The sequence below is a fragment of the Bradyrhizobium sp. B097 genome, assembly GCF_038957035.1.
In the GTDB taxonomy this organism is placed as follows: Bacteria; Pseudomonadota; Alphaproteobacteria; order Rhizobiales; family Xanthobacteraceae; genus Bradyrhizobium.
Genome location: NZ_CP152412.1, coordinates 4,202,373 through 4,217,521 on the forward strand (window position 1 = coordinate 4,202,373; position 15,149 = coordinate 4,217,521).

Sequence of the window (15,149 nt, forward strand, 5' to 3'; positions counted from 1 at the left end):
CGGTTCGCGAAGTGGATACCGGGAGAAGGCTCTAGCCGAGCTCCTTGCGCACGGTCGCGAAGACCTTGCGGAACATGTCGGTCGTCAGCACGCCGGTGTTCGTGTTGTAGCGCGAGCAGTGGTAGCTGTCGTAGAGCTTGAAAGTGCCCGCGCTATGCACGGCGCCGTGCACAAAGGGCGCCGCAGCCAGACGAACATCCAGCGCCTTCAACGTTGATTCGTGTGCGATTCGTCCGAGCAGCACGATCGCGCGCAGCTTCGGCATCGTGGCGATGGTGGCGCGGAGGAATTGCCGGCAGGTGTTGATCTCGGCCGGCAGCGGCTTGTTTTGCGGCGGCACGCAGCGCACCGCGTTGCTGATCCGGCAGTCCACCAGCTTCAGGCCGTCGTCCGGCCGCGCCTGATAGACGCCGCTGGCGAAGCCATATTCGAGCAAGGTCGCGTAGAGCAGATCGCCGGCGTAATCGCCGGTGAAGGGACGGCCGGTGCGGTTGGCGCCCTGCATGCCCGGCGCGAGCCCGACGATCAGCAGCCGCGCATTCGGATCGCCGAACGATTCCACCGGCGAGTTGAACCAGTCCGGGTGGAGTGTGCGGGCCTGTGCACGAAAGTCGGCCAACCTGACACAGAGCTGACAGTTGCTGTCGGGGCGCGTCGGTGCGGCGACGAGATTACTCGTCGAAATCGTCATCGGCTCCCCGGGGGGCCATGGTGGTCGCGCGTTGCAGGAATTGCGGGGAGTGGTGACGCGGTTCGCGCGGGGCCGGACGTTCGGACGGATCGCGGCCAAGCTTGGATTGCAGCTCGACGAGGTCGGTGAAGACGTCGGCCTGGCGGCGCAGCTCGTCGGCGATCATCGGCGGCTGGCTCGCAATGGTGGAGATCACGGTGACCCGAACGCCGCGGCGCTGCACGGCTTCGACCAGCGAGCGGAAGTCGCCATCGCCGGAGAACAGGATCATCTGGTCGATGTGCTCGGCCAGCTCCATGGCATCGACGGCAAGCTCGATGTCCATATTGCCCTTCACCTTGCGGCGGCCGCTGGCATCGATGAATTCCTTGGTCGCCTTGGTGACCACGGTGTAGCCGTTGTAGTCGAGCCAATCGATCAGCGGACGGATCGACGAATACTCCTGATCCTCGATGATCGCCGTGTAGTAGAACGCACGGAGCAGGGTGCCGCGACTCTGGAATTCCTTGAGGAGGCGCTTGTAGTCGATGTCGAAGCCGAGCGTCTTTGCGGTTGCGTAAAGATTGGCTCCATCGATGAAGAGCGCGATCTTGTTGGAAACAGGTGACGACATCAAAGTGTTCTCGCGTGGTTGTTAGTGTTCTTAGCGCGGCGGTGATCAACCGCGCGTAATTTCCGGCGTTGCTGCCTAAAGTTCTGTGAATCTTTCCCCACGACAGTCACCACCGCAATTATGGTGAGGCGAGGGCAAAAAGCCTAGAGCTTTGACATTGCAATGAAGAGATTTACTTGCCTGGGACAGCAACCTAGCCATGTCGTCAGACGCTCCGGCCCTTCTGGCCCCGGCAGAGGGGGTTATCAGAGCCTGTTGGGAAGGCAAATCACAAATTTTGCCTTGCGAAACGGGGACTAGCCCTATAACTAACGCTCATAACCTACATGTTCGGTCCCTTTTACCACGGAGCGCCTCGAGATGGCTCGCGTCACCGTCGAAGATTGCATTGATAAGGTCGACAATCGTTTCGACCTCGTCCTGTTGGCTGCGCATCGTGCCCGGATGATCTCGTCGGGATCGCAACTCACGGTTGATCGTGACAACGACAAGAACCCGGTCGTTTCGCTGCGGGAGATCGCCGATTCGACGATCTCGCCGGAGGACCTGAAAGAGGAACTCGTGCACTCCCTGCAGAAGTTCGTCGAGGTCGACGAGCCCGAGCCGGACACTGTGCCGCTGATCGGTTCCGCCGGTGCCAGCGTCGACGCCGACGACACCGAGGTCGCGGTCGAGCGCATGACCGAGGAAGAGCTGCTGAAGGGCCTCGAGGGCTTGGCGCCCCCGGAAGAGCAGCCCGAGGAGGACGAGTAAGCTCGTCGTTCGGCTCCGCATCTCGGATCAATTTGCCAAAGGCCCGGACATTGCTCCGGGCCTTTGCTTTTGTTGACAATTTTGCTGTTACGGTGCGTCCTATGCGGACGCGCAAAATTGAATGGTTCCAGGGCCCGCGCGGGGTGCTGCTTCGTTCGAAAGCGCACTAGATTGAGGAAGAAGGGACGTTCCGGTCCCGCGAGAGGCAGCGAGTTCATGGCGTATCGACGCCGCAGTTCCATCCAGATGCAGGCTGCAACCGAAACGGTCGCGGTGGCGCCGGCGTCGTCCGCGGCGGAGAGGCCGGCCAAGCCGCGGACCCGCATGATGCGACAATATGACCTTGTCGAGCGCGTCCGGTCCTATAACCCCGACACCAACGAAGACCTGCTCAACCGCGCCTACGTCTACGCCATGAAGGCGCACGGCACCCAGACGCGCGCCTCCGGCGATCCCTATTTCTCGCATCCGCTCGAGGTCGCCGCGATCCTCACCAACCTCAAGCTCGACGACGCCACGATCGTGGCGGCGCTACTGCACGACACGATCGAGGACACCGAGGCGACGCGGGCCGAGATCGACCATGTGTTCGGCCATGAGATCGGTGCGCTGGTCGAAGGCCTGACCAAGCTGAAGCGGTTGGAGCTGGTGTCGCGCGAGGCCAAGCAGGCCGAGAATTTGCGCAAGCTGCTGCTGGCGATCGCGGACGACGTCCGCGTGCTGCTGATCAAGCTCGCCGACCGCCTGCACAACATGCGCACGCTGGAATTCGTGCCGCCCGCCTCGCGCCGCCGCATCGCCGAGGAGACGCTGGATATCTATGCGCCGCTGGCCGGCCGCATGGGTATGCAGGAGATGCGCGGGGAGCTGGAGGACCTGTCGTTCTTCGTGCTCGATCCCGAGGCCTATGCGGTGGTCAAGCAGCGGCTCGATTCACTGGCCGAGCGCAACCGCAACCTGATCGGCGAGATCGAAACCCAGCTCTCAAAGAATCTGCAGAAGAACGGCATCACCGCGCGGGTGTTCGGCCGCCGCAAGCAGCCGTTTTCGATCTGGACCAAGATGGAGCGCAAGTCGGTCGGCTTCGAGCAGCTGTCCGACATCTACGGCTTCCGCGTCATCCTCGACGATGTCGGCGCCTGCTACCGCGCGCTCGGCATTGTCCACACCACCTGGCCGGTCGTGCCGGGCCGCTTCAAGGACTACATCTCGACGCCGAAGCAGAACGACTACCGGTCGATCCACACCACCGTGATCGGGCCGGGCAAGCAGCGCGTCGAGCTGCAGATCCGTACCGAGGAGATGAACCAGATCGCCGAGTTCGGCATCGCCGCGCATGCCTTCTACAAGGAGGGGGCGGGCTCGCCGCACGAGCGGCTGAAGCACGAGTCGAACGCCTTCGCCTGGCTGCGCCACACCATCGGCATCCTCTCGGAGAGCTCCAATCCCGAAGAATTCCTCGAGCACACCAAGCTCGAACTGTTCCACGACCAGGTGTTCTGCTTCACGCCGAAGGGCAAGCTGATCGCGCTGCCGCGCAACGCCAACGTGATCGATTTCGCCTATGCCGTGCACACCGGTGTCGGCAACAGCGCGGTCGGCTGCAAGATCAACGGCAAGTTCGCGCCGCTGTCCTCCGAGCTGCAGAATGGCGACGAGGTCGAGGTGCTGACCTCGAAGGCGCAGTCGGCGCCGCCGTCGGCCTGGGAAGCGCTCGCCCGCACCGGCAAGGCGCGGGCCGCGATCCGGCGTGCCACCCGCGATGCGGTGCGCGACCAGTATGCCGGCCTCGGCCGCCGCATCGTCGACCGCCTGTTTGCCCGCGCCAAGATCGAATATGCCGACGACAAGCTGAAGGGCGCCTTGCCGCGGCTCGCGCGCACCTCGATCGAGGACGTGATGGCCTCCGTCGGACGCGGCGAGATCAAGGCCTCCGACGTCGCGCGCGCGATGTATCCCGACTACAAGGAAGAGCGGATGGTGCGCTATGGCGCCAAGAAGGGGCTCGCCGCCAAGCTGAAGACGCAGACCCCGCCGCATCCGGCGCGCGCCACCTCGGTGATCCCGGTGCGCGGCATCAATTCCGAACTGCCGGTGAAGTTCGCGCCGAACGGCGGCGCCGTGCCGGGCGATCGGATCGTCGGCATCGTCACGGCGGGCGAGGGGATCACGATCTATCCGATCCAGTCGCCGGCGCTGAAGGATTTCGAGGAGGAGCCGGAGCGCTGGCTCGACGTGCGCTGGGACATCGACGAGACCATGCCGCAGCGCTTCCCCGCGCGTATCCTGGTCCACAATGTCAACGAGCCGGGCAGCCTCGCCCAGATCGCGACCGTGATCGCCGAGCACGACGGCAATATCGACAACATCCACATGTCGCGCCAATCGCCCGACTTCACGGAGCTGACCATCGATCTTGAGGTCTATGACCTCAAGCATCTCAGCGCTATCATCGCGCAGTTGCGCGCCAAGGCCGTCGTTGCACGGGTCGAACGCGTCAATGGGTAAGGATGCATGCGCAGGGCATAGGCGGGCGGAAGCGACGCCTTCCTTCGGACGGCTTTGCCCGCGCATGACAGGCTAGAATTGCAGGTTAGGGACATGTCAAAGGCTGCTCCGCTCCGTCTCGGTATCAATGTCGATCACGTCGCGACCCTGCGCAATGCGCGTGGCGGGGCGCGGCCCGATCCGGTGCGGCTGGCGCTTGCCGCGATCGCGGCCGGCGCCGACGGCATCACTGCGCATCTGCGCGAGGATCGCCGTCACATCCGCGACGAGGACATGGCGCGGCTCAAGGCCGAGATCTCCAAGCCGCTGAATTTCGAGATGGCGGCGACCGATGACATGCTGCGGATTTCGCTCGCCACCAGGCCGCACGCGGTCTGCCTGGTGCCGGAACGGCGCCAGGAGCTCACCACTGAAGGCGGCCTCGACGTGGTCGGCCAGCACAATGCGCTGGCGCCGTTCATCGCGCGGCTCAATGATGCCGGCATCCGGGTCTCGCTGTTCATCGCCGCCGATCCCAGGCAGATCGAGATGGCCGCGCAGCTGAAGGCGCCCGTGATCGAGATCCACACCGGCGGCTGGTGCGACGCCGTGGTCGACGGTCACAAGGACAAGGCGGAGGCCGAGTGGAAGCGCATCGTCGCCGGCGCCAGGCTCGCGCAGGCGGCCGGGCTCGAGGTCCATGCCGGCCACGGGCTCGACTATGAGACCGCGGAGACGATCTCCGCGCTGCCCGAAATCCGCGAGCTCAACATCGGTTACTTCATGATGGGCGAGGCGCTGTTCGTCGGCATCGCCGCCACGGTGCGCGAGATGCGTGCGGCGATGGACCGCGGCCGCGCCAGGGCGCAAGGCGTCGTCAGCGCATGATCATCGGCATTGGCTCCGACCTGATCGACATCACCCGGATTGCGAAGGTGATCGAGCGCCATGGCGAGCGATTCCTCGATCGCATCTTCACCGATGCCGAGCGTGCCAAGGCGGTGCGCCGGGCCAACAGCGAGAAGATGGTGGTCGCAACCTACGCCAAGCGGTTCGCCGCGAAGGAGGCCTGCTCCAAGGCACTCGGCACCGGTATCCGGCGCGGGGTGTGGTGGAAGGACATGGGGGTTGTGAACCTGCCGGGCGGTCGGCCGTCGATGCGGCTGACCGGTGGGGCGCTGGCCCGGCTCCAGGAGCTGACGCCCGAGGGCATGCAGGCGCAGATCGACCTTTCGATCACGGACGATTGGCCGCTGGCGCAGGCCTTCGTCATAATTTCGGCGGTTGCTCCCGCCAGATGAGCGGGCGGCGCCGGAATTTGCCGGAAAACTTCAGCAAACTAAAAAATCATTGACATTTCAATGAATTGCGAAGTTTTGAGGCGGCGATTGATTGCGCCCCTGCGAACAACCGTCTAAAACGCCGCAGGGTATCGAGCGAGACGCGGATTCCAGGTTTAGGCCGGAATTTGCCCTCAAGATCAGAATCAAGGCCATTTTCCTCACGCGGGGGTCGAACGCTTCGCGTGGAGAGAACGTTCTGCCACCGCGTGGGCATCACGGCCCGCGGGAATTGGGAAAGCAATGAGCGCGACCACCGGGACCAAATCTGAGAGCGGCTTGGGCGAGACCATCCGTGTCGTCATCCATGCCCTTCTGATCGCGCTCGTCATCCGCACCTTCCTGTTCCAGCCGTTCAACATCCCCTCGGGGTCGATGAAGGCGACGCTCTTGGTCGGCGACTACCTGTTCGTCTCGAAATATTCCTACGGCTACAGCCACTATTCGATCCCGTTCTCGCCGAACATCTTCTCGGGGCGCATCTTCGGCTCGGAGCCGAACCGCGGCGACATCGTGGTGTTCCGCCTGCCGCGGGATGACTCCACCGATTACATCAAGCGCGTCATCGGACTGCCGGGCGACCGCATCGAAGTCCGGAACGGGCTGCTCTACATCAACGATGAGCCGATCAAGCGCGAGCGGCTGAGCGATTTCGTCGGCGAGGATCCTTGCGGCTCGGCGGACGCCACCGCGCGGGTCAAGCGCTGGAAGGAAACGCTGCCGAACGGCGTCAGCTATGAGTCGCTCGACTGCACCGACAACAGCTACATGGACAACACCATCGTCTACACCGTTCCGCCCGGGCATTTCTTCATGATGGGCGACAACCGCGACAACTCCACCGACAGCCGCTTCCTGTCGCAGGTCGGCTACGTGCCGTTCGAGAACATCATCGGGCGTGCCCAGATGATCTTCTTCTCGATCGCCGAGGGCGAGCAGGCCTGGATGATCTGGCGCTGGCCGTTCGCCGTGCGGTGGAACCGCCTATTCTCCATCGTGCGATGAACGACGATACCGCAGCCATCAACGACCAAGCGCCCACCGGCGAGCCGAGCCAGACGCCCGCCGCCGAAAGCACGGCCGCGCCGAAGAAGCGGCGCAGCAAGGCCGCCAAGGCGGCTGAAGAGAAGGCCGCGATCGCCGGCACTGAGGCGCGTATCGGCTATACATTCTCGGATGCCGCGCTGCTGACCACTGCGTTCACCCACGTCTCCGCGCTGAAGCCCGCCACCCGCAACCGCGCCGACAGCTACCAGCGGCTGGAATTCCTCGGCGACCACGTGCTCGGGCTGATCGTGTCCGACATGCTGTTCCGGGCGTTCCCGAAGGCTGATGAGGGCGAATTGTCGAAGCGGCTCGCCGATCTCGTGCGCAAGGAAAGCTGCGCCGATGTCGCCAAGTCGCTCGGGCTGCTCGAGGACATCAAGCTCGGCATGGTGAAGGCGGTCGAGGGCGCACGGCTGCGCAAATCCGTGCTCGGCGATATCTGCGAGGCGGTGATCGGGGCGATCTTTCTCGACGGCGGCTACGAGGCCGCGCGCCAGTTCGTCGAGCGCAATTGGACCGAGCGGATGCACAAGCTGCGCCGGCCGCTGCGCGATCCCAAGACCGTGTTGCAGGAATGGGCGCAGGGCAAGGGATTGCCGACGCCGGTCTATCGCGAGGTCGAACGCACCGGCCCGCACCACGATCCACAATTCCGCGTTGCGGTCGACCTGCCGGGCCTGGCTTCCGCCGAGGGCCTCGGGGGCAACAAGCGCGCGGCCGAGAAAGCAGCAGCATCCGCGATGATCGAGCGTGAAGGCGTCGGCACCAATGACTGACGAACCCAAGGAACAGGGGGAAGCGACGCGCTGTGGCTTCGTCGCGCTGATCGGTGCGCCCAATGTCGGCAAGTCGACGCTGGTCAACGCGCTGGTGGGCTCCAAGGTCACCATCGTTTCGCGCAAGGTGCAGACCACGCGCGCGCTGATCCGCGGCATCGTGATCGAGGGCAACGCGCAGATCATCCTGGTCGACACGCCCGGCATCTTCGCGCCGCGGCGCCGGCTCGACCGCGCCATGGTGTCGACCGCCTGGAGCGGCGCCCACGATGCCGATCTCGTCTGTGTGCTGCTCGATGCGAAGTCGGGCATCGACGAGGAGGCCAACGCGATCCTCGCCAAGCTCGAAACCGTCGCGCATCCGAAGATCCTGGTGCTGAACAAGGTCGACCTCGTGCAGCGCGAGAAGCTGCTGGCGCTGGCGCAGGCCGCCAACGAACGGATGCGCTTCGAGCACACCTTCATGATCTCGGCGCTGTCGGGCGACGGCGTTGCCGACCTGCGCGAGGCGCTGGCCAAGCTGGTGCCGGCGGGACCGTTCCTCTATCCCGAGGACCAGATGTCGGATGCGCCGATGCGGCATCTGGCGGCCGAGATCACCCGCGAGAAGATCTACAGCCATCTGCATCAGGAATTGCCGTACCAGTCGACGGTCGAGACCGACAGTTGGACCGACCGCAAGGACAAGTCGATCCGCATCGAGCAGACGATCTTTGTCGAGCGCGAGAGCCAGCGCAAGATCGTGCTCGGCAAGGGCGGCGCTACCATCAAGTCGATCGGCGCACAGGCGCGTGCCGAGATCGCCGAGATCATGGGCGTTCCCGTGCACCTGTTCCTGTTCGTCAAGGTGCGCGAGAACTGGGGCGACGATCCCGACCGCTACAAGGAAATGGGACTGGACTTCCCAAAGGAATGAGCCGGCGCCTGAATGTGCCCAGAGCAATGAGCGTGCCCAAAGCAATGAATGTGCCCAGAAATGTGCTGTGGTTTGAGGTGCTGCTCTATCTGTCGCTGACGCTCGACGCGTTGTCGGTGGCGTTCCAGGACCGCACGCCGACCGACGTGAGGACTGATCAGATGATCACCGGCGAGACGTTGACCGCCGGCTGCATGATCCTGCTGCTGGTGTATTTCGTCCGGCTCGCCGCGCAGCACCGCAAGAACTGGCCGCGCTGGGCGCTGGGTGCGATGCTGGTGCTGTCGGTGATCTCGCTGGTGCAGGTGATCGGCGAGAAGGGCCTGGAGCTCGACAGCGCCATCGAGGTGGTGTCCTGCATCCTGACCACGGCCGGGCTGTATTACTCCTTCACCGGCGACGCGCAGGGCTGGTTCAACGCGTAAGGGGCGGTGTCATCTACGAACGGTAGGCGTGAAAGATCACGACCGCGCTGAAGACGACAGCCCAGATGATGAAGCCGACAATGATCCCAAGCGCGGGCGACAGGATCATGCGGCCCTGAGGCGGCCGCGTCACGTGTGGAATGCCGGTCCAGCCGATCTTGCTGGGCTTCTCCGGCCATTCGACGCTCACTTTGCCGAATGTTGCCACGAACACCACGGCGAATGCCGCGAAGAGGCAGAGCAAGGGAAGTATTTCCCAGATCACCCAGTACGCAAGTTCGATCAGGCCGGTGATCAGGTCGACAATCAGGCTAGCCATTGCGATGATCCCGCATCTGCCGACAACTTCTGAATCGGACCGTTCGCGCTGGAATTAGCATATGAATGGACCGACAGGTATCGTGCTGGGGCGCGGCGGCATGGTGAAGCCTCCGCTTATCGTTGAGCTGCGGACCCGCGAGCTCGGTCCGTCGCGGGGGGCGCTGCCAAAATATCGAAAACAACCCCATGCAAAGTAGCCGGTGGGGCGGGCGCGCTCGGCCAGGCAACTTGACACGTCGGGCAACTCAGCGTCATCATTCCAATATTCCGAAATTGTGCAAGCGCCATCGCCCGTCGGCATGACGGCGTATGATGACTGCGCGGTGCGCTGGAATCCTGTAGTCTCTCTTTCATGGAATGGACCGACGAAGGCATCGTGCTGGGCGTGCGGCGGCATGGCGAATCCTCCGCCATCGTCGAGCTCTTGACGCGCGAGCACGGCCGTCACCTCGGTCTCGTGCGCGGCGGCGCCAGCTCGCGGATGCGGCCGCTGCTGCAGCCCGGCAACAGCGTCACCGCGGTGTGGCGGGCGCGGCTCGACGAGCATCTCGGCATGTACGCGCTGGAAGGCACCCGGCTGCGGGCGGCGACGCTGCTCGCCTCGTCGCACGCGGTCTATGGCGTGACGCATCTGGCGGCGCTGGCGCGGCTGCTGCCCGAACGCGATCCGCATGAAGACATCTACGAGATGCTGCAGGGGACGCTCGACGATTTCGATGATGCCGGTGTCGCCGCCGTGCACCTGATCCGGTTCGAGCTCGCGATGCTGACCGAACTCGGCTTCGGGCTCGACCTGGAAAACTGCGCGGCGACCGGGGAGACCACCGACCTGATCTACGTGTCGCCGAAATCCGGCGGCGCCGTGTCCCGCGCCGCCGGCGAGCCGTGGCGCGACCGGCTGCTACCGCTGCCGGCGTTCCTGCGCGAAGGCGAAGGCGGCGCCAACGGCTGGTCGGAGCAGGACCTGCGCGACGGCTTCCAGATCACCGGCCTGTTCCTGCTCCGCCACGTGCTGGAGCCCCGCGGTCAGGGCCATTCCGACGCCCGCGACGGGTTTATCAACGCCGTGACCAGGCCGCGAAGCCGAACGGCGGTTCCGTAAGGCCGATTCGGGACCTAAATTGCCGTTGATTCGCGGCTTGCCCGATTCACCGCCAAGGTTTAACGCCTCCCCATGGGAAAACGACAGGTACCGCCGGAAAAGCCGGCCGAAATTCACGAGGTGCCGCTGCGTGATGCGCTCGAGGAGCGCTATCTCGCCTATGCGCTCTCGACCATCATGCATCGTGCGCTGCCGGATGCCCGCGACGGGCTGAAGCCGGTGCACCGGCGCATCCTCTACGGCATGGACCTGCTCGGGCTCGACCCGCGCGCGGCATTCAAGAAGTCCGCCAAGATCGTCGGCGACGTGATGGGCTCGTTCCATCCGCATGGCGACCAGGCGATCTATGACGCCATGGTGCGCCTCGCGCAGGATTTCTCCTCGCGCTACCCGCTGGTCGACGGGCAGGGCAATTTCGGCAATATCGACGGCGACAATGCGGCCGCCTACCGCTACACCGAAGCGCGCATGACCGAGGTCGCGCGGCTCTTGCTCGAAGGTATCGACGAGGACGGCGTTGAATTCCGCCTCAACTACGACGGCCAGACGAAAGAGCCGGTGGTGTTGCCGGGCGGCTTCCCGAACCTGCTCGCCAACGGTGCGCAGGGCATCGCGGTCGGCATGGCGACCTCGATCCCGCCGCACAACGCCGCCGAGCTCTGCGACGCCGCGCTGCATCTGATCGAGAAGCCCGACGCCAAGTCCAAGGCGCTGCTGAAATGGGTCAAGGGCCCGGACTTCCCGACCGGCGGCATCGTCGTCGATTCCAAGGAATCGATCGTCGAGGCCTACACCACGGGCCGCGGCTCGTTCCGCACCCGCGCGCGCTGGACCCAGGAGGAGGGCGCGCGTGGCACCTGGGTGATCGTCGTCACCGAGATTCCGTGGCTGGTGCAGAAGTCGCGGATCGTCGAGAAGATCGCCGAACTCATCAACGAGAAAAAGCTGCCGCTGGTCGGCGATGTCCGCGACGAGTCCGCCGAAGACATCCGCCTCGTGATCGAGCCGAAATCGCGCACCGTCGATCCGGCGCTGATGATGGAATCGCTGTTCCGGCTGACCGAGCTGGAAAGCAAGATCTCGCTGAACCTGAACGTGCTGATCAAGGGCCGCATCCCGAAGGTGGTCGGCCTTGCCGAGTGCCTGCGCGAGTGGCTCGACCATCTGCGCGACGTGCTGGTCCGCCGTTCCAACTTCCGCAAGACTCAGATCGAGCACCGCCTGGAAGTGCTGGGCGGCCACCTCGTCGCCTATCTGAACCTCGACAAGGTGATCAAGATCATCCGCACCGAGGACGAGCCGAAGCCGGTCTTGATGAAGACCTTCAACCTCACAGACGTCCAGGCCGACGCCATCCTCAACATGCGCCTGCGCAATCTGCGCCGGCTGGAGGAGATGGAGATCCGCACCGAGGACAAGGAGCTGCGCAAGGAGCTGAAGGGCATCGAGGGCCTGCTCGGCTCCGAGACCGAGCAATGGGCCAAGGTCAGCGATCAGGTCCGCAAGGTCCGCGATATCTTCGGGCCCAAGACCCCGCTCGGCAAGCGCCGCACCACTTTCGCCGATGCGCCCGAACATGATCTCGCCGCGATCGAGGAAGCCCTGGTCGAGCGCGAGCCGTGCACCGTCGTGATCTCCGAGAAGGGCTGGGTGCGGACGCTGAAGGGCCACGTCGAGGATCTCTCGGGGCTCGCTTTCAAGACCGACGACAAGCTCGAGCACTCGTTCTTTGCCGAGACCACCTCGAAGCTGCTGCTGTTCGCCACCAACGGCAAGTTCTACTCGCTCGATGTCGCCAAGCTGCCGGGCGGCCGCGGCCATGGCGAGCCGATCCGCATGTTCATCGACCTCGAGCAGGACGCCGCGATCATCTCGCTGTTCGTCAACAAGGGCGAGCGCAAATTCCTGATCGCCAGCAGCGAAGGACAGGGCTTCGTCGTCAAGGAAGAGGACTGCGTCGGCAACACCCGCAAGGGCAAGCAGGTGCTCAATGTCGAGATGCCGAACGAGGCCCGTGCGATCACGACCGTGAACGGCGACACCGTTGCCGTGATCGGCACCAACCACAAGATGGTGCTGTTCGGTCTCGACCAGGTGCCGGAGATGGCGCGTGGCCGCGGCGTTCGGCTGCAGAAGTACAGCAGCTCGGAACTGTCCGATGTCGCGGTGTTCGACGCCAAGGCCGGCCTGACCTGGAAGGATTCCGCCGGCCGTGAGCACAGCATGACGTTGAAGGAACTGGCCGACTGGCGCGGCAACCGCGCCGATGCCGGCCGGCTCGCTCACGGCCTGCCGAAGTCGAACAAGTTCAATCGCGGCGTGGAATAGCGGTGTTGTAGCCCGGATGAAGCGCAGCGAAATCCGGGGCCGCTGTCGCGTTTGGCAACGATCCCGGATTGCGCTGCGCTTCATCCGGGCTACGCCGTCAACTGGCGCGGTGTGATAGTATCCACATTTCACCGCGCTATAACCGTCGCCGACGATATCGGGCGACGGTTGCCATGGCGCATAATCACGACCACGACCATGACCACAGCGGTCATTCTCATGGACATTCCCACGCTGGACATTCCCATGCCGGGCACGCGCACGCCGGGCACAGCCACGCGCCCGATAGTTTCGGTACGGCGTTTGCGGTCGGCGCGTCGCTGAACACGGCCTTCGTCATCGCGGAGCTGATCTTCGGCTACTCCGCCAACTCGCTGGCGCTGGTCTCCGACGCCGTTCACAATCTCTCCGATGTCATCGCGCTGCTGCTGGCCTGGGGCGGGGCGTGGCTCTCCGGCCGGCGCCCGACCGACACCCACACCTATGGCTACCGCCGTGCCTCGATCCTGGCGGCATTGTTCAATGCCGGGCTGCTGTTGATCGCGGTCGGCGGCATCGCGGTCGAGGCGATCAACCGCTTCCGTGAGCCGGCCGAGGTCGCAAGCTGGACCGTGGTCTGGGTCGCGGCGCTCGGCATTTTGATCAACGGCGGCACGGCGCTGCTGTTCATGCGCGGCCGCGACAGCGACCTCAATGTGCGCGGCGCCTATCTGCATATGGCAGCGGATGCCGGCGTCTCGTTCGGCGTCGTGATCGCCGCGCTGCTGATCATGGCGACTGGCTGGCAGTGGCTCGATCCGGCAATCAGCCTGGTCATCGCCGTGGTGGTGCTGCTGAGCGGCTGGGAGCTTGCCCGCGACAGCGTCAACCTCGCGCTCGACGCGGTGCCGAGGAGCATCGATCTCAAGCAGGTGAGGGACTATCTCGGCGCGCTCGAGGGCGTCACTGAGGTGCACGATTTGCACATCTGGGCGATGAGCACCAGCGAGACGGCGTTGACCGCACACCTGGTGCGGCCCGGCGGACATGACGATGTCTTCCTGCATCGGGTTTGCGCCGAGCTGTCGGAGCGATTCAGCATCCACCACGCGACCCTGCAGGTCGAGATCAGCAGCGAGACCTGCCGGCTGGCGCCGGCGGAAATGGTCTAGCCCGCGGCGAGCCTCACTCGCGTTCAATTGATCGATCGACCCATGTCCGTGTCTTCCACGGCCGCCGACGAGGCGGCACATTGCGGCCGCACGCGTTGAGCGGGCTCGATCAATGGAGGGCAACGTGAAGAAGGCAATCGGTCTTGCGATGTTGCTCTGGGTCGTCGGCGCGGTGCTACCCGCGGACGCCCAGCCGACGAAATCAGGCGTCGAGCGGCTCTACATCCTCAACTGCGGTGAAGGCGTTGCAGGCGACATTTCGCGCTGGTCGCCCGGCGTCAATGAAGGCAAGTCGATGGACTTCGTCGACAATTGCTATCTGATCAAGCACGCGCAGGGCTGGTTCCTATGGGACACCGGTATTCCCGACGCGGTCGCGGCGATGCCGAACGGCCTCGCGCCTGCCGATCCCAAGGCTGTGACCTGGCGGCGGCCGAAGACGCTGGCCGCGCAGCTCGACCAGCTCGGGGTGAAGCCGTCGGACATCAAGGCGATGGCGGTCTCGCATACCCACCCCGATCACATCGGCAATGTCGAGATGTTCCCGGCGGCGATGCTGTATGTGCAGAAGGCGGAGTATGAATGGCCCGGTGCCAACAACGCGCCGCGCTTCAAGCCGGAGCATCCCGTGACGAAGCTCGAGGGTGATCGCGACGTGTTCGGCGACGGCAGCGTCACCATCCTGTCGACGCCGGGCCACACGCCCGGCCACCAGTCGCTGCTGGTGAAGCTGCCGAATACCGGCGCGATCGTGCTGACCGGCGATGCCGTTCACTTCAAGGATAATTGGGACAATCGGCGCGTGCCGGCCTTGAATGCGAGCAAAGAGCAGACGCTGGCCTCGATGCAGAAGATCGCCGACACGCTGGCGAGCGAGAAGGCGCAGCTCTGGATCAACCACGACAAGGCGCAGCGCGACGGGCTGAAACTGTCGCCGGATTTCTATGACTGAACCGCTTCGGCGCCGTTCGCTTTCGACCAGCCCCGATCGGCCTGATCAACTGTGCGGGGCGGACGGCGCGGTCACCGGCGGGGCGGGCGCGTGCTTTGGCTTCATCGTGCCGGCGTAGAACGACAGGGCGTAGACCAGGACGATGCCGGCCAGATAGACCCCATAGGATTGCGGCGGGGTGATCGCCCATCGCATGAGGCGTCGGATCGGGTTCGGCTGGCAGGCGTCGTTATCCATGCGCCCTTTT

At 64.5% G+C, this 15,149-nt stretch carries 16 protein-coding genes; 12 read left to right on the plus strand and 4 right to left on the minus strand.

The window, feature by feature from the left end; translation table 11 throughout:
* Positions 1-31: 31 nt before the first annotated feature.
* Both AAFG07_RS19745 and AAFG07_RS19750 read right to left on the minus strand, forming a co-directional pair.
* Positions 32-691 (minus strand): uracil-DNA glycosylase, encoded by a 660-nt coding sequence (locus AAFG07_RS19745; protein ID WP_342711571.1) that lies wholly within the window; start codon positions 689-691, stop codon positions 32-34.
* Positions 672-1,304, minus strand: a complete 633-nt coding sequence (locus tag AAFG07_RS19750; RefSeq protein ID WP_016844002.1) for an NYN domain-containing protein — start codon at positions 1,302-1,304, stop codon at positions 672-674. The genes AAFG07_RS19745 and AAFG07_RS19750 overlap by 20 nt, the downstream gene beginning before the upstream one ends.
* 360 nt (positions 1,305-1,664) lie before the next feature.
* On the opposite strand from AAFG07_RS19750, the gene rpoZ reads away from it, so the two are divergent.
* The 8 genes from rpoZ to AAFG07_RS19790 all read left to right on the plus strand — a co-directional run bounded on the left by rpoZ (position 1,665) and on the right by AAFG07_RS19790 (position 9,048).
* Positions 1,665-2,057: a DNA-directed RNA polymerase subunit omega gene (rpoZ, locus tag AAFG07_RS19755; protein ID WP_016844003.1), complete on the plus strand. Its 393-nt coding sequence runs from the start codon at positions 1,665-1,667 to the stop codon at positions 2,055-2,057.
* Positions 2,058-2,273: 216 nt separating this feature from the next.
* Complete coding sequence (locus tag AAFG07_RS19760; protein WP_342728702.1) at positions 2,274-4,565, plus strand: bifunctional (p)ppGpp synthetase/guanosine-3',5'-bis(diphosphate) 3'-pyrophosphohydrolase; 2,292 nt, start codon at positions 2,274-2,276, stop codon at positions 4,563-4,565.
* A 93-nt stretch (positions 4,566-4,658) separates the two neighbouring features.
* On the plus strand, positions 4,659-5,432 hold the full coding sequence (locus AAFG07_RS19765; protein WP_342728703.1) for a pyridoxine 5'-phosphate synthase: 774 nt from the start codon (positions 4,659-4,661) through the stop codon (positions 5,430-5,432).
* Positions 5,429-5,845, plus strand: coding sequence for a holo-ACP synthase (acpS, locus tag AAFG07_RS19770; protein WP_342728704.1), 417 nt, complete (start codon positions 5,429-5,431; stop codon positions 5,843-5,845). The genes AAFG07_RS19765 and acpS overlap by 4 nt, the downstream gene beginning before the upstream one ends.
* A gap of 282 nt (positions 5,846-6,127) precedes the next feature.
* A complete protein-coding gene (gene lepB / locus AAFG07_RS19775; protein WP_092114761.1) occupies positions 6,128-6,889 on the plus strand; it encodes a signal peptidase I in 762 nt (253 codons plus the stop codon).
* Positions 6,886-7,707 carry a ribonuclease III gene (gene rnc / locus AAFG07_RS19780; protein ID WP_050422613.1) on the plus strand — a complete coding sequence of 274 codons (822 nt, stop codon included), beginning with the start codon at positions 6,886-6,888 and terminating at the stop codon, positions 7,705-7,707. The genes lepB and rnc overlap by 4 nt, the downstream gene beginning before the upstream one ends.
* Complete coding sequence (era, locus tag AAFG07_RS19785) at positions 7,700-8,623, plus strand: GTPase Era (RefSeq protein ID WP_342728705.1); 924 nt, start codon at positions 7,700-7,702, stop codon at positions 8,621-8,623. Before rnc ends, era begins: the two co-directional genes overlap by 8 nt.
* A 44-nt stretch (positions 8,624-8,667) precedes the next feature.
* A complete protein-coding gene (locus AAFG07_RS19790) occupies positions 8,668-9,048 on the plus strand; it encodes a hypothetical protein (RefSeq protein WP_092114758.1) in 381 nt (126 codons plus the stop codon).
* 13 nt (positions 9,049-9,061) lie between these two features.
* Here the strand turns inward: AAFG07_RS19790 and AAFG07_RS19795 are convergent, their stop codons facing one another.
* Positions 9,062-9,367, minus strand: coding sequence for a hypothetical protein (locus AAFG07_RS19795; protein ID WP_342728706.1), 306 nt, complete (start codon positions 9,365-9,367; stop codon positions 9,062-9,064).
* A gap of 354 nt (positions 9,368-9,721) precedes the next feature.
* Between AAFG07_RS19795 and recO the strand changes: the two genes are divergently transcribed.
* The 4 genes from recO to AAFG07_RS19815 all read left to right on the plus strand — a co-directional run bounded on the left by recO (position 9,722) and on the right by AAFG07_RS19815 (position 14,902).
* Complete coding sequence (recO, locus tag AAFG07_RS19800) at positions 9,722-10,471, plus strand: DNA repair protein RecO (protein ID WP_342728707.1); 750 nt, start codon at positions 9,722-9,724, stop codon at positions 10,469-10,471.
* A gap of 72 nt (positions 10,472-10,543) precedes the next feature.
* Positions 10,544-12,799 (plus strand): DNA topoisomerase IV subunit A, encoded by a 2,256-nt coding sequence (parC, locus tag AAFG07_RS19805; protein WP_342728708.1) that lies wholly within the window; start codon positions 10,544-10,546, stop codon positions 12,797-12,799.
* Between the two features lie 173 nt (positions 12,800-12,972).
* Positions 12,973-13,950 carry a cation diffusion facilitator family transporter gene (locus tag AAFG07_RS19810; RefSeq protein WP_342728709.1) on the plus strand — a complete coding sequence of 326 codons (978 nt, stop codon included), beginning with the start codon at positions 12,973-12,975 and terminating at the stop codon, positions 13,948-13,950.
* Positions 13,951-14,098: 148 nt separating this feature from the next.
* Positions 14,099-14,902, plus strand: coding sequence for an N-acyl homoserine lactonase family protein (locus AAFG07_RS19815; protein ID WP_342729193.1), 804 nt, complete (start codon positions 14,099-14,101; stop codon positions 14,900-14,902).
* A 45-nt stretch (positions 14,903-14,947) separates the two neighbouring features.
* Here AAFG07_RS19815 and AAFG07_RS19820 read toward each other — a convergent pair whose 3' ends face one another.
* Positions 14,948-15,139, minus strand: coding sequence for a hypothetical protein (locus AAFG07_RS19820; protein WP_342728710.1), 192 nt, complete (start codon positions 15,137-15,139; stop codon positions 14,948-14,950).
* Positions 15,140-15,149 lie beyond the last annotated feature (10 nt).

Excerpts from the sequence above, each read along its gene's own strand:
- AAFG07_RS19745 (WP_342711571.1), bottom strand. The coding sequence starts at position 691 with ATGACGATTTCGACGAGTAATCTCGTCGCCGCACCGACGCGCCCCGAC.
- AAFG07_RS19750 (WP_016844002.1), bottom strand. The coding sequence starts at position 1,304 with ATGTCGTCACCTGTTTCCAACAAGATCGCGCTCTTCATCGATGGAGCC.
- rpoZ (WP_016844003.1), top strand. The coding sequence starts at position 1,665 with ATGGCTCGCGTCACCGTCGAAGATTGCATTGATAAGGTCGACAATCGT.
- AAFG07_RS19760 (WP_342728702.1), top strand. The coding sequence starts at position 2,274 with ATGGCGTATCGACGCCGCAGTTCCATCCAGATGCAGGCTGCAACCGAA.
- AAFG07_RS19765 (WP_342728703.1), top strand. The coding sequence starts at position 4,659 with ATGTCAAAGGCTGCTCCGCTCCGTCTCGGTATCAATGTCGATCACGTC.
- acpS (WP_342728704.1), top strand. The coding sequence starts at position 5,429 with ATGATCATCGGCATTGGCTCCGACCTGATCGACATCACCCGGATTGCG.
- lepB (WP_092114761.1), top strand. The coding sequence starts at position 6,128 with ATGAGCGCGACCACCGGGACCAAATCTGAGAGCGGCTTGGGCGAGACC.
- rnc (WP_050422613.1), top strand. The coding sequence starts at position 6,886 with ATGAACGACGATACCGCAGCCATCAACGACCAAGCGCCCACCGGCGAG.
- era (WP_342728705.1), top strand. The coding sequence starts at position 7,700 with ATGACTGACGAACCCAAGGAACAGGGGGAAGCGACGCGCTGTGGCTTC.
- AAFG07_RS19790 (WP_092114758.1), top strand. The coding sequence starts at position 8,668 with ATGAATGTGCCCAGAAATGTGCTGTGGTTTGAGGTGCTGCTCTATCTG.
- AAFG07_RS19795 (WP_342728706.1), bottom strand. The coding sequence starts at position 9,367 with ATGGCTAGCCTGATTGTCGACCTGATCACCGGCCTGATCGAACTTGCG.
- recO (WP_342728707.1), top strand. The coding sequence starts at position 9,722 with ATGGAATGGACCGACGAAGGCATCGTGCTGGGCGTGCGGCGGCATGGC.
- parC (WP_342728708.1), top strand. The coding sequence starts at position 10,544 with ATGGGAAAACGACAGGTACCGCCGGAAAAGCCGGCCGAAATTCACGAG.
- AAFG07_RS19810 (WP_342728709.1), top strand. The coding sequence starts at position 12,973 with ATGGCGCATAATCACGACCACGACCATGACCACAGCGGTCATTCTCAT.
- AAFG07_RS19815 (WP_342729193.1), top strand. The coding sequence starts at position 14,099 with ATGTTGCTCTGGGTCGTCGGCGCGGTGCTACCCGCGGACGCCCAGCCG.
- AAFG07_RS19820 (WP_342728710.1), bottom strand. The coding sequence starts at position 15,139 with ATGGATAACGACGCCTGCCAGCCGAACCCGATCCGACGCCTCATGCGA.